We start from the raw sequence: 12750 nt of genomic DNA, 5'->3' as shown, positions 1-12750 counted from the left end.
CCCCCGGTCGCCACGCCGCCGGGGGCGGCGGCGTGGCGACCGGGGGTGTCGGGGCGGCCGGCGGAGCCGTCGCCGGGGAGGCGGGAGCGGCGTGCTGCGGCTCGTCCACGGTGATGCCGTAGTCGGTGGCCAGTCCCTCGAGTCCGCTGCTGTAGCCCTGGCCGACGGCGCGGAACTTCCAGGCGCCCTGGCGGCGGTAGAACTCGCCGAGCACGAAGGCGCTCTCGCTGGTCGCGCCCGCGCTGTCGAAGCGGGCCGCGACGGTGCCCTGCGCGGCGTCCTTGACCTCGATGTACAGGCCCGGGATCCGGCCGAAGGTGCCGCCGTCGGAGGAGGCCGCGAGGATCACCGTCTCGATGCCGGGCTCCACGCGCGCGAGGTCGACGAGGACGGTGTCGGTGACCTGCCCGCCGGCGTTCCGCTTGCCCTCGTGCCGGACGGCTCCGGAGGAGTGGGCGGGCTGGTTGTAGAAGACGAAGTCGCCGTCGGAGCGGACCTTGCCGCCGGCCAGCAGGAGCGCGGAGGCGTCCGCGTCGGGGACCCCGGGGCCGGTGCGCCACCCCAGTTCCACCCGGAGTGCCGTGGTCGGCACCGGCGTGTTCGATCCCTTCGGCATTGACATGTCCGCCCCCATCACGTGTCACCTCGCCAGGCGATGCCCGGCATACGTCGTGCTCCGTCCGCACAACCTAGTACCCGCACGCGGGAACTCCCATGGGGCATGCGCGGAGAGGCCGATCACCCCCGGGTAACCCCGCCGGAACTCGGCTTTTACCAGATGGCCATCAGGACGTACAGCCGTTTCATCCAACTTCGCCCGAATTAGCTATCCCAGGGCACGTCGGACACGGAAAACAACCCTCTTATCGGTCTCCCCAACCAGCACATCGTGGGCTTAACTTATGGCCATGACCTCCCCCCGCTCCACTTATGGCGGCGGCTACTACTCCGCCTCCTTCCCGGACACCCCGATCTACGACTCCCTCGTGGCCGAGCGGGGCACCCCGCAGATCGCCCCGATCCGGGTCCCCTCCGTCTACGACGTGCCGGGCAGTCATCTGCCCGCGCTCCCGTCGGCGTTGCCCGCGCTCCCGGCGGGCCCCTCCCAGCCCGCCTACGGTTATCCGCAGGCGCAGCAGCCGGCCCCGCTCCAGCAGGCGCATACGCCGTACATTCCGCAGCAGGCCACCACGCCGCGCGGTTACCCCGGGCCCCAGCCGCAGCAGCCGCGTCCGGCCGCTCCCGGTGCGGGCTACGAGGCAATGCGCCCCGCGGCCCCGCGCCCGGCGCCGGCTCCGTACCAGGACCCGTACAACAACCAGCAGTACCGCGGGTACTGAGCAGTACCCCGCACTCGCCGGGCACTGAGCCGTTCCCGGCGGTGCGCCCCAGGCCCTGAGCCGTCCCACGGACCGCCGGCCCGGAGCCGTGTCTCCCCGGAGCCGTCGTCGCCGGCTGGCACGATGGCTCCATGGGGAACGCGCTGCTGCAGTCGATTCACGTACATCCGGTCAAGGCCTTCCGGAGCCTGCCTCTCCGGGAGGTCGTCGTGGAGCCCTGGGGACCGGCCGGAGACCGGCGCTGGATGCTGACCGACGACGGGGGAAGGGTCGTCACACAACGCGGGCATCCGCGCCTGGCGCTGGCCGCTGCCGAGCTGTTGCCCGGCGGCGGTCTACGGCTGTCCGCGCCCGGCAGGGACCCGGTGACCGTGCCCGTGCCCGCGCCGGGCGGCCCCACCGAGCGGGTGGAGATCTTCCGCGACAAGATCGACGTGGTGCCGGCCGAGGGCGACGCCGTGCACGCCTGGTGCAGCGCCTTCCTCGGCGCCGACGTACGTCTGGTGCACCTGGACGACCCCGCCACGCGCAGGCCGGTCGAGCCCGGGTTCGCGCTGCCGGGCGAGACGGTCAGCCTCGCCGACGGCTATCCCCTGCTGCTCACCACGACCGCGTCCCTCGACGCCCTCAACACCCTGGTCACCGGGGGCGACCACGCGGACGAAGGGCCCCTGCCCATGAACCGCTTCCGGCCGAACCTGGTCGTCGAGGGCACCACCGCCTGGGCCGAGGACACCTGGTCGCGCATCACGGTCGGCGAGGTCGCCTTCCGTGTCGCCAAGCCCAGCGGACGGTGTGTGGTGACGACCACCGACCAGCGCACCGCCGAGCGCGGCCGGGAACCCCTGCATTCGCTCGGCAGGCACCGCAGGTTCGGCGACCAGCTGGTGTTCGGGCAGAACCTGGTGCCCCTCGCGCCCGGTACGGTCCGGGTCGGCGATCCGGTCACGGTCCTCGCCTGACGGACGCAGCGCAGGCCCGCCCGCCGGACGGACCCGCCGTGATCCCCTCCCGGCGGGTCCCGTGGACCACCTCGCCCGGCGGACGCCGTGTCAGTCCTCCCTTGTACCCGCCCGCTTCCCCGAGCGTGTGCGGGAACCGCTTCCCGGGCCCGCCCGTTGGCCTTTCCGAGAAGTCGACGAGAGGGCCTCGGGGGTGACGTCCCTCTCTCTTCGGCGGATTCTCGGGCGAACGGATCCGTCGCGGGGTTATCACGGGTAGGGGAAGGGGGTGCGGCCGGTGCGGGTGATCAGCGGGCTCTGGCGCTGGCGGCACAATCCGCTGTGCCGGCCGACCGACCTGGCCGAGGGCCTGCTGGCGCTCGTGGCGCTGCTGCTCGTTCTCGTCGCCGCTCCGCTCGTCGGCGCCCTCGCCGGGAGCGCCACCGAGGACGCCCTTCAGCGTTCCGTGCGCGAACAGCACAAGGCGCGGCACCAGGTGCGGGCCACGGTGGTACGGGTCCTCGAGCCCGCCCGTCCGGACCTCGACCCGGAGGGTGTCTCCGGACAGGCCCTGCGCACCCGGGTCATGGCACGCTGGACCGCCCCGGACGGCACCGGGCACCAACGCCCGGTCCTCGTGCGCCTGAAGGACCCGCGGCCGGGCGGGCACTTCCCCCTGTGGACCGACGCCGAGGGCCGTCCAACGGCCCGCCCGCTGGACACCGCGACGGCGACGACGCACGCCGTGCTCGCGGGCTTCGGCGCGGCCCTGCTGACGGCGGCCCTGATCGAGGGCGCACGACGGCTGATGGTCCGGCGCATGGTCCGGCACCGGTACGCCGTCCTGGACCGGGCATGGGACAAAGCGGGCCCCGACTGGGGCAGGACCGGCACCGGAAGCTGACCGCCTTCCGCCTCTGGTCAATCCGGCGGCCGTGCGCACGCTACGGTGGTCCGGCCGAAGGAATCGACGACAAACCCGCGTACGACAAGGTGGGGGCACAGCTACGCCATGGCACAGGGCACGGTCCAGGTGACGCACACCGGCACATCGCGGTGGCGGCGCCGCACAGGTGAGTACGCGTCGCTCGCCGCCGCCCTGGAGGCCGCGGCCGAAGGCGACGTCCTCACCGTCGCTCCGGGCACCTACCGGGAGAATCTCGTCGTGGAACGGGCGGTGACCCTGCGCGGTCCCGAGGGCTCGCCCGGCTCGGTGCGCATCGCGCCCCTGGACGGGGTTCCGCTGACCGTACGCGCTTCGGCGGTGGTCCAGGACCTGCATGTGGAGGGGCAGGACGCGGCGGCGCCCGCCCTGCTGATCGAGGACGGCACCCCGGAGCTGCGGGACATACGGGTGGTCACCCGGTCCGCGGCCGGCATCGAGGTGCGCGGCGGCGGCCGGCCCACGGTCCGCCGTTGCACGGTCGACAATCCGGCGGGGATCGGCATAGCCGTGCTCGACGGCGGGGGCGGAGTGTTCGAGGAGTGCGAGGTCGTCGCCGCGGGGCAGGCGGGCGTCGCGGTGCGCGGGGGCGCCCGGCCCCGCTTCGAGCGCTGCCGCGTGCACCATGCCGCGGGCTCGGGCCTGACCGCGACCGGGGAGAACTCGTCGCTCGAGGCGGTGGGCTGCGAGGTCTACGAGGTGCGGGGCAGCGGTGTCCAGGTGACCGGCCGGGCGACCGCGCACCTCACCGACTGCGATGTGCACCGCACCACCGGCGACGGGGTCACGCTCGACACCGACGCCGTGCTGACGCTGGCCGACTGCCGTATCCACGACATCCCGGAGAACGCCGTCGACCTGCGGTCCCGCTCCGTGCTCACCATGACCCGCACCACCGTGCGGCAGTTCGGCCGCAACGGCCTGTCGGTGTGGGACCCGGGCACCCGCGTGGACGCCAACCAGTGCGAGATCTTCGACAGCACCGGTGACTATCCGGCGGTGTGGGTGAGCGACGGCGCCACCGTCGTCCTGGACTCCTGCCGGGTGCACGACGTGCCGGACGCCCTGTTCGTCCTCGACCGCGGTTCACGCGCGGACGTGGTCGACAGCGACCTGTCGCAGGTGCGCAACACCGCCGTGTCGGTGAGCGACGGCGCCACCGCCCAGCTCGACGACTGCCGGATCCGGGAGGCGGCCACGGGCGCCTGGTTCCGGGACCACGGCAGCGGCGGCACCCTCAACAACTGCACCCTGGACGGGATGCAGACCGGTGTGATCGTCACCAAGGGCGCCGACCCGACCGTGGAGCGCTGCACCATCGACTCCCCCGCCGAGGCCGGTGTCTACGTCTCGGCCGGCGGTCGCGGCAGCTTCCTCGACTGCCGGGTCACGGGCAGCGGCGGCTACGGTTTCCATGTGATAGACGGCAGCCGGACGACGCTGCGGAAGTGCCGCACGGAACGCTGCGCGCGCGGTGGGTACGAGTTCGCCGAGAGCGGCGCGGCTCCCGGCACGGGGGGCCCGGTGGTGGAGAACTGCACCAGCGACGAGAGCGGCAGCCTCGCGTCGCCGGCGGCCCCGGAGCCGGCCGTGCAGACCACGGGTCACTCCCCGGGCCTGCTCGGCACCGTCCCCGGGCAGCCGGCCGAGCGGACGCCGTCCGCGTCGGTGACCGAGCCGGAGAAGGAGCTGCGCCCGTCGAAGACCGTGCTCGGCGAACTCGACGCGCTGGTGGGACTGGAGAGCGTCAAGCGGGAGGTGCGGGCCCTCACCGACATGATCGAGGTGGGCCGGCGCCGGCAGCAGGCGGGGCTGAAGGCCGCGTCCGTCAAGCGCCACCTGGTCTTCACGGGGTCCCCGGGCACCGGCAAGACCACGGTCGCACGGCTGTACGGCGAGATCCTCGCCGCCCTCGACGTGCTGGAGAAGGGGCATCTGGTCGAGGTCTCGCGCGTCGATCTGGTCGGCGAGCACATCGGCTCCACGGCGATCCGCACCCAGGAGGCCTTCGAGAAGGCGCGCGGCGGCGTGCTGTTCATCGACGAGGCGTACGCCCTCTCCCCCGAGGACTCCGGGCGTGACTTCGGCAAGGAGGCCATCGACACGCTCGTGAAGCTGATGGAGGATCACCGGGACGCGGTCGTGGTGATCGTCGCGGGGTACACGGCCGAGATGGAGCGGTTCCTGTCCGTCAACCCGGGCGTGGCATCCCGTTTCTCACGGACCATCACCTTCGGCGACTACGGGGCCGGTGAGCTGTTGCGGATCGTGGAGCAGCAGGCCGAGGAGCACGAGTACCGGCTGGCGCCGGGAGCCTCGGAGGGCCTGCTGAAGTACTTCACGGAGCTCCCCAAGGGCCCCGCCTTCGGCAACGGCCGTACGGCGCGGCAGACGTTCGAGGCGATGGTGGAGCGGCACGCGAGCCGGGTCGCCCAGCTGCCGGAGCCGAGCACGGACGACCTGACCCTGCTCTTCGCCGACGACCTCCCCGAGCTGCCCTGATCCGGACGGCACCGTACGCGTCGCGACGCGCCCCTCACACGGTGGGCGCCTCCGTGCCGGTGCGGACGCCGTCGTCGGGGTCTTCCGTGCAGCGCGGCGCCGGGACGTCCGGCCGCAGCCGGGCGAGCAGCCTCCGGCGTTCCTCGGCGAAGGCCGGGTCCGCCTGGTAGTCGGAGTGGCCGAGGATCGGCGCGGGCAGTGGATGGCTCTCGGTGCGGCCGTACGCCAGCGGGTCCTTGAGCGGGGGACGGTCCACCTCGGGTCCGCAGTCGCCGGGCAGCCGCACCGGGCCGCCGATGGGGTCGGTGCGGCGGTGGAGATTGCGCCAGCAGTCGACGTCCCGGTGCAGCGCGCCGAGTGCGTCCGGCCCGAAGTGGGCGGGGAACCAGCGTCCGTACAGCCGCTCCAGCGGGGATCCGTAGGTGAGCAGGGCGACGCGCCCCCGGGTGGACGGGGTGAGCTGCCAGGCCGCGGCGGCGGCGAGGACGCTGCCCTGGGAGTGGCCGGAGAGCACCAGGCGTCCGCCGGTGGCCCGCGTCCAGGTCTCGATCCGCCAGGTCAGGTCGGGTACGGCGCGTTCGGCGTAGCAGGGCGGGGCGAAGGGGTGGGCGGCGCGCGGCCAGAAGGTGCCGACGTCCCACAGGATGCCGATCGTGCGCCGCGCGGAGGCGTCCTTGTAGGCGCGCCGGCCCCAGGTGACGAACAGGATGAAGCCGAGTCCGATCAGCCAGGAGCCCAGGGCCTGGGCCGTCTCGGCGGCGCCGTGGACGACGGCGTAGGTTCCCTGGGCGGCCTCGCCCGGTGTGCGGTCGGTGGCCAGCGCGCCGACGAGGGCGCCCGCGCCCAGCAGCAGGGTCGCGGCGGAGGTGAGAGCGACGATGCGGGGTCCCCGGTCGGTGAGGGAGGCCATGGCGCGGGCGTTGGCGATCCGCCGGGTGCGGGCGGGGTCGCCGGTTTCGCCCGGGAAGTCGCGTGCCACGGCGGCGCGCTCGTCGCGGGCGATGCGCCAGGCCCGCCGGGCCAGCCAGCAGCAGAGCCCGAGGAACAGGACGAGCAGCGGCGGGATCACGGCCGCCTGCCAGGTCAGGACCACCGGCGGCCCGGGGATCGACGTCCCGGTGCCGTCCAGCCAGTCGGAGACGCGCTGGGCCACGCCGCCGGACATCACGCCGCCCAGCGCGCAGGCCAGCATCGCGACGGCCGGGCCGGCCAGGCCCCGCATGGCGGCGCGCCGGTCGGGAGCGCTGCGGTGCAGGGCGTGGGCGACGCCGGCGAGGACGATCACGAGCAGGCCCTGGACGAGGGAGAGCGCGCCGAAGGTCATGTCGCCGGGCAGCCGGCCCGCCGATTCCCAGCCGGGACGTCGCCATCCGGCGTACACCAGGGTGAGGGCGAGCAGGAGGAGTGCGGCCAGGGGCAGCAGGCGCAGCAGGCGGGTGTCGAGGGCGTCGTCCAGACGGCGGTCGGTGCGGCCGCGGCAGCAGACCACCCACACCACGACGGCCCCGGCGGCGAGCAGGGCCGCTTGCACGAGGGGGCCGAGGAGGGCCAGGGCCGCGGATCCGCCCGGTGCGCGGTCGTGCCGGGCGGCCGCCGGGGCGACCGCGAAGGCGACGGTGAGCAGTCCGGCGGCGGTGTGCGCGGCACGGAGCCGGGCGACCAGGCGACGGCCGTACCAGAAACCGGGCCGGCTCAGGGCGGTGGGGCGGCCGTCCTCGGGCTCGTGGGCCATCGGCTGCTGGGACTCGTACGCGCTCCAGGTGCGCAGGGACAGGTACCACAGCAGCCCGGTCAGGGCGGTGGGCACCAGGGCGGCGAGGCCGAGCCGGCGGCCCGGCTCGCTCCACCAGCCGTCGTCCGACGCCTCGGGCGAGAGGAAACCGAGCCAGGAGTGCCGGTCGGCGCACGCCCGCGTACCCGCGCACTGCCAGGCCGCCAGGTCGAGGGCGACCTCGCACGCCGCCGCGACGAGCAGCACCGTCAGGCTCAGTCCGGCCAGCCGCACCAGCAGTCCGTACAGCCGGACGAGGCGTCTGCGGCCTCGGGCCGCCGGGCGCATCCAGTGGGCGAGGTTGACCACCATGAAGGGCAGCAGCAGCAGCCACAGGGCGCGGGTGCCGTTCCCGGAGGTGAGGTTGCACCAGACGTAGGCCTCGGGGACCGGTCCGTCCCGGTGGCCGGCGGGCAGGCACTCCGCCCGGACGTCGTCGGCGCGCCGGAAGACGGCGGCGACGTCGTCGCCGGCGATCCGCACGGTGCGCGGATCGTTCAGCATGTCCTGCGGGGTGGCGCCGCCCACTCCGTGGACCAGGAGTTCCAGGGCGGTCCCCGAGTCCTTCGGCCGTTCGGCGGGGGCGTCCATGGTCTCGGTCCGCTCGGTCCGCTCGGCTGATCCGCCTTCCTGCGCACGTTCCACTGCTTCGCACTTCCCCCGTGACACGCCGTCGGATCCGTCCGTGCGGGCAACAGGATCTCCCCTGCCGGAACGGCTGACACCTCTCCTCACGGAATCTCCCCGATCCTGGTGGCGAACGGGCAACCCAGGGGACAACGATGACATGTGCGCGACGAATGCAGGAGACGCCGCCCTTGCCCCGGCATGCGAGGATGGGACGCCGACGCACCGGCGGCGGGAGGAACGTGCCCGTCGGACCGGGTGCGCGGGGCGTGTCGGACGGCTTGGCGGCGAAAGGACCGGAGCGTACGTGAGCGAGAATCAGAACCTCCTCGCGGAGCAGCGGCGCACCCTGATCCTCGACGAGGTCCGGCGCCGCGGCGGAGTCCGGGTCAACGAACTGACCCGCAAGCTCGGCGTGTCGGACATGACGGTCCGCCGCGACCTCGACGCCCTCGCCCGGCAGGGCGTGCTGGAGAAGGTGCACGGCGGAGCGGTCCCGCTGGTCGAGGCCAGCACCCATGAGCCCGGCTTCGAGGCCAAGTCCGGTCTGGAGCTGAGCGCGAAGGACGACATCGCGCGAGCGGCGGCCGAACTGGTCCCGCCGGGTGCGGCGATCGCCCTCTCGGGCGGTACGACGACGTACGCGCTGGCCGGTCGACTGCTCGACGTGCCCGACCTCACCGTGGTCACCAACTCGGTGCGGGTGGCGGACGTCTTCCACGCGGCGCAGCGCACCTCGGGCCCCCGTCAGGGTGCGGCCACGGTCGTCCTGACCGGCGGTGTGCGCACGCCGTCCGACTCACTGGTGGGGCCGGTGGCCGACCAGGCGATCGCGGTGCTCCACTTCGATCTGCTGTTCCTCGGCGTGCACGGGATATCGATCGAGGCCGGGCTGTCGACGCCGAACCTCGCCGAGGCCGAGACGAACCGGCGCCTGGTGCAGTCGGCGCGCCGGGTGGTCGTGGTCGCCGACCACACCAAGTGGGGCACGGTGGGCCTGAGTTCGTTCGCTTCCCTGGACCAGGTGGACACGCTGGTGACGGACTCCGGACTGCCGGCCGAGGCCCGCGAAGAGATCTCCGAACACCTGCCGCGGCTGGTCGTGGCGGGCGAGCCCGAGGAGCCGGCGGAACCCTCGGACGTCTGACCGGGCTCCGGGAACCCGGTCTCTCGGCGCCCCGGTCTCTCGGCGCCCCGGCTCTTGGCTCCTCGGCCGGAAGTCACCCGACATCACGGCACCACGGGATCGCGCGACCGTACGCGCGCGGCGGCCGCCGTCAGTCCGGCCACACCCCTGTCCGCAGCAGCGTCTCGATCGTCGTCGTGTACGGGGCGATGTCCAGGCCCTGGTCGGTCAGCCAGGCGTCCGAGTAGTACTTGTCGAGATAGCGGTCCCCCGGGTCGCACAGCAGCGTCACCACACTCCCCTGCCGCCCCTCGGCCACCATCTCCGCGACGATCTTCAACGCGCTCCACAGCCCGGTGCCGGTGGAGCCGCCCGCCTTGCGGCCGATCGCCCGCTCCAGGAATCGCACGGCGGCGACGGCGGCCGCGTCGGGGACCTTCATCATCCGGTCGATCGCGCCGGGCACGAAGCTCGGTTCCATCCGGGGCCGGCCGATGCCCTCGATGCGGGAGCCCCGGTCGCAGACGACGTCCGGATCGCCGGTGGTCCAGCCCTCGAAGAAGCAGGAGTTCTCCGGGTCGGTGACGCAGATGCGGGTGTCGTACTGCATGTAGCGGACGTAGCGGGCGAAGGTCGCCGAGGTGCCGCCGGTGCCGGCCGTGGCGACGATCCAGGCGGGTTCCGGATGGGGCTCCAGCTTCAGCTGGCGGAAGGTGGATTCGGCGATGTTGTTGTTTCCCCGCCAGTCCGTGGCGCGTTCGGCGTAGGTGAACTGGTCCATGTAGTGGCCGCCGGTCTCCGCCGCGAGGGCGACCGACGCCTCGTACAGGGTGCGCGGGTCGTCCACGAAGTGGCACCGGCCGCCGTGGAACTCGATCAGGCGGCACTTCTCGGCGCTCGTCGTGCGCGGCATGACGGCGATGAAGGGCACCCCGATCAGCTTCGCGAAGTACGCCTCGGACACGGCGGTCGAGCCACTGGAGGCCTCGATCACCGGGCGGCCCGGACGGATCCAGCCGTTGCACAGTCCGTAGAGGAAGAGCGAGCGGGCGAGCCGGTGCTTGAGGCTGCCGGTCGGGTGCGTCGACTCGTCCTTGAGATAGAGGTGCACGCCCCACCGCTCGGGCAGCGGGAAGCGCAGCAGGTGGGTGTCGGCCGACCGGTTGGCGTCGGCCTGGACCCTGCGCACGGCTTCTTTCAGCCAGTCGCGGTAGCCGGGGTCGCTGCGGTCGGCGTCGAGGGTGGCGCCCTCCAAGGCGTGCCGGGGCTGTGGGTACTGCTGGGGAGTGCTCACGACAGGGCTCCTTACGCCGAGCGCGCCGACGGCGTCCCGCGCGGCCGGCACCCCGATCATAGAACCCTGCGAACCGCCCCTCACCTGCATAAACGTCTCTTTGGGAGACTCAAAGGAAGCCCTGGGCCCCACCCCGGCGCCGCCTTCCGGCACCCGGCACGCGGCTGGGGGCGCATTCGCGCGAGTGCTTCGGACGCCCCCGGAAGGGGGACGTGCGTACTGGTGATCAACGGTGAGGGCGGGCAGACTGCCCGCGGAGCAAGGTCCCGGACGGGAGCACACTGGACCAGGACATGAGCCGGCCCGCGGAGCACGGTCCGGTACACCGACGCGCACAAGGGGGCGAGGGGCATGGCCGAGCTGGAGTTCACGGCCAGGGGCGTGCGGATCGGCAGGCGGCTGCGGTCGCTCACCCGGGCCGGACAGGTCCGGATCAGCGACGGCAGGCTCGAGCTGCTCACCAGCTACGGAAGCGAGATCGACAGCGCGCCGGTGCAGGCCGTACGCGCCTCCCGGCCCTGGTTCGCCCCCGGGGGCCGCGCCCTGGCCGACCTCAACGGCCACCGGTACCTGCTGACCCTGAGTGACCACGACCCGGCGCCGGGCGAGCCGGGGCCGCCCGCGGCGCGCCGCTTCATCGAGGCCGTACGCCGGGCATCGGGGCGCGGCGCCTGAGATGCCCGCGAGTTGCGCCGCCCCAGGCCCTGCGTCACTCTGTTCTCACGTCACTCTGGGTTTACCGGCGATAACGCTGCGAACCAGCCCGCCGGCCACGACAGCAGGCGGCCATGTCACGCAGGCACCCTGCTGGATCCGTACTCCGTGTTCTTCCGGACGTCCGTCCGGGCCTGACACCGGGGAGTCGCAGCTGTGATCACTCACCCAAGCAGACACTGCACGGTGGAGCTCCAGGCTCTTCCGCCGCGGATCGGCCAGGTCCGCAGAATCGTATCTGCGCAATTGCGCTACTGGCATATGGACACCTTGATAGACCGTGCCTCGCTCGGTGTGACGGAGCTGTTGTCCAACGTCCACCGACACGCCCAGCCCGACAAGATCTGCACGGTCGAGCTGGAGGTGCTGCTCGAGCGGCTCAAGGTCTCGGTGCGCGACCACGACCCGCGGCTGCCGGTCGTCGGGGACGCCGCTCCGCTCGCCACCTGCGGGCGCGGGCTGGCCATGGTGGCCGCGATGAGCGAGAGCTGGGGCGCCCTGCCGGACGGCGAATCCGGCAAGGTCGTGTGGTTCACGCTGCCGGCGCCGTCCGCGGCTCCCGTGGCGGACTGGGACCACTATCCGCGGATCACCACCGGTGAACGCGCCGTGCCCCGGTTCGCGGAGGTCGCGCTCGTCGAGCACGCCATCGAGGAGCGCCGGTCCGAACCCGCTCCCGCCCGGTCCGCCGTTGTCGGCTGACCGGGCGCTGTCCGCCTCCCGTACGCGGTGCCCCACTCGGTGGCCCCGGTCCGGCCGACGGCCCGGAGCGGGCCCCTCGCGGGCGGGAACGCGGACCGCCGGGATCGGCGTGCCGGCTGTGCGCAGGGCGTGATGCCCCGGCCGTCGCCGGCAGCGCGTGGACCGGGGTGGGCGTCACGCGGCCTTCGCCGCGCCGCCACGAGCTCCTTCCCCGATACCGACGCGGGCCGGGGCGGGGCCGCGGTCTCTCCCGGGGTCATGCCGCACCGCCCTTGCCGTGCCGGCCGAACTCCTCGTCCAGGACGGACAGCCGCCGCCAGTACTCGTCCTCGTCGATCTCGCCGGAGGCGAAGCGGTGCCCGAGCACCGTGATGGGCGAGCCGTCCGCCCCGGCGGGCCCGCCGGGGCCGTGTCCGGGACCGCGGCGTCCGCGCCGCACCGTGCGGCGCAGCAGGGCGATGCCACCGCCGATGACCAGGGCCCAGACCAGGGGGAGGAGCAGGATCCACGGGCCGGGCCCGCCGTCGCCGAAGTGCGCCGGTGTCTGCATGGTCGTTCAACTCCTCGGATGCGCTCGCCGACGTCCTGTCGTCGTGCGAAGCGTCGTGACGCGTCGTCGTGCTGCTTCGCTTCCGAGAGTCGTCCCCAAGGGGGTGCCGGGTCGTCGTACGGCCGGCGGCACTGTCCCTGCCTCAGGGGAAGTACGCCGGACGGCGACGCCTGCTTCCGTCCGCCCGAAGTGCCGCACCCGCTGGTACGTACGGCGCGGCGGGCGTCCGGCCGGACGCCC

General features: G+C 73.4%; 11 protein-coding genes. 7 read left to right on the top strand and 4 right to left on the bottom strand.

The genetic code is table 11. The annotated features are described in order from the left end of the window. A partial coding sequence (locus tag AOK11_RS09945) for a TerD family protein (RefSeq protein ID WP_167353773.1) occupies positions 1-616 on the bottom strand: 616 nt, incomplete at its 3' end. Between the two features lie 292 nt (positions 617-908). Between AOK11_RS09945 and AOK11_RS09940 the strand changes: the two genes are divergently transcribed. From AOK11_RS09940 to AOK11_RS09925, 4 genes are all read left to right on the top strand, one after another. Next, entirely contained in the window at positions 909-1340 is a 432-nt protein-coding gene (locus AOK11_RS09940; protein ID WP_055593298.1) for a DUF6643 family protein, read from the top strand. A 131-nt stretch (positions 1341-1471) separates the two neighbouring features. After that, positions 1472-2302: an MOSC domain-containing protein gene (locus AOK11_RS09935; RefSeq protein ID WP_055593294.1), complete on the top strand. Its 831-nt coding sequence runs from the start codon at positions 1472-1474 to the stop codon at positions 2300-2302. A gap of 277 nt (positions 2303-2579) precedes the next feature. Continuing rightward, positions 2580-3185, top strand: coding sequence for an Rv1733c family protein (locus AOK11_RS09930; protein ID WP_055593297.1), 606 nt, complete (start codon positions 2580-2582; stop codon positions 3183-3185). Between the two features lie 108 nt (positions 3186-3293). Further along, positions 3294-5726, top strand: a complete 2433-nt coding sequence (locus AOK11_RS09925; protein WP_055593293.1) for a right-handed parallel beta-helix repeat-containing protein — start codon at positions 3294-3296, stop codon at positions 5724-5726. A gap of 34 nt (positions 5727-5760) precedes the next feature. Here the strand turns inward: AOK11_RS09925 and AOK11_RS09920 are convergent, their stop codons facing one another. Beyond that, positions 5761-8088: a hypothetical protein gene (locus tag AOK11_RS09920; protein WP_055593296.1), complete on the bottom strand. Its 2328-nt coding sequence runs from the start codon at positions 8086-8088 to the stop codon at positions 5761-5763. A gap of 343 nt (positions 8089-8431) precedes the next feature. Between AOK11_RS09920 and AOK11_RS09915 the strand changes: the two genes are divergently transcribed. Then, the gene (locus AOK11_RS09915; RefSeq protein ID WP_055593292.1) at positions 8432-9271 is read left to right on the top strand and encodes a DeoR/GlpR family DNA-binding transcription regulator; all 840 of its coding nucleotides are present in this window, start codon (positions 8432-8434) and stop codon (positions 9269-9271) included. A 130-nt stretch (positions 9272-9401) separates the two neighbouring features. Here AOK11_RS09915 and cds1 read toward each other — a convergent pair whose 3' ends face one another. Continuing rightward, a complete protein-coding gene (gene cds1 / locus AOK11_RS09910) occupies positions 9402-10544 on the bottom strand; it encodes an L-cysteine desulfhydrase Cds1 (RefSeq protein ID WP_055593291.1) in 1143 nt (380 codons plus the stop codon). A 351-nt stretch (positions 10545-10895) separates the two neighbouring features. On the opposite strand from cds1, the gene AOK11_RS09905 reads away from it, so the two are divergent. Continuing rightward, a complete protein-coding gene (locus AOK11_RS09905) occupies positions 10896-11219 on the top strand; it encodes a hypothetical protein (protein WP_055593290.1) in 324 nt (107 codons plus the stop codon). Between the two features lie 195 nt (positions 11220-11414). Then, a complete protein-coding gene (locus tag AOK11_RS09900) occupies positions 11415-11960 on the top strand; it encodes an ATP-binding protein (protein WP_206188809.1) in 546 nt (181 codons plus the stop codon). A gap of 256 nt (positions 11961-12216) precedes the next feature. On the opposite strand, the gene AOK11_RS09895 is transcribed toward AOK11_RS09900, so the two are convergent. Further along, positions 12217-12510: an SHOCT domain-containing protein gene (locus tag AOK11_RS09895; RefSeq protein ID WP_055593289.1), complete on the bottom strand. Its 294-nt coding sequence runs from the start codon at positions 12508-12510 to the stop codon at positions 12217-12219. Between the last annotated feature and the right edge of the window lie 240 nt (positions 12511-12750).

Source organism: Streptomyces hirsutus (assembly GCF_001418415.1).
Taxonomy (GTDB): domain Bacteria; phylum Actinomycetota; class Actinomycetes; order Streptomycetales; family Streptomycetaceae; genus Streptomyces; species Streptomyces hirsutus.
The sequence above is the reverse complement of the archived record's forward strand: the minus strand, read 5'-3'. Positions and strand labels throughout refer to the sequence as shown.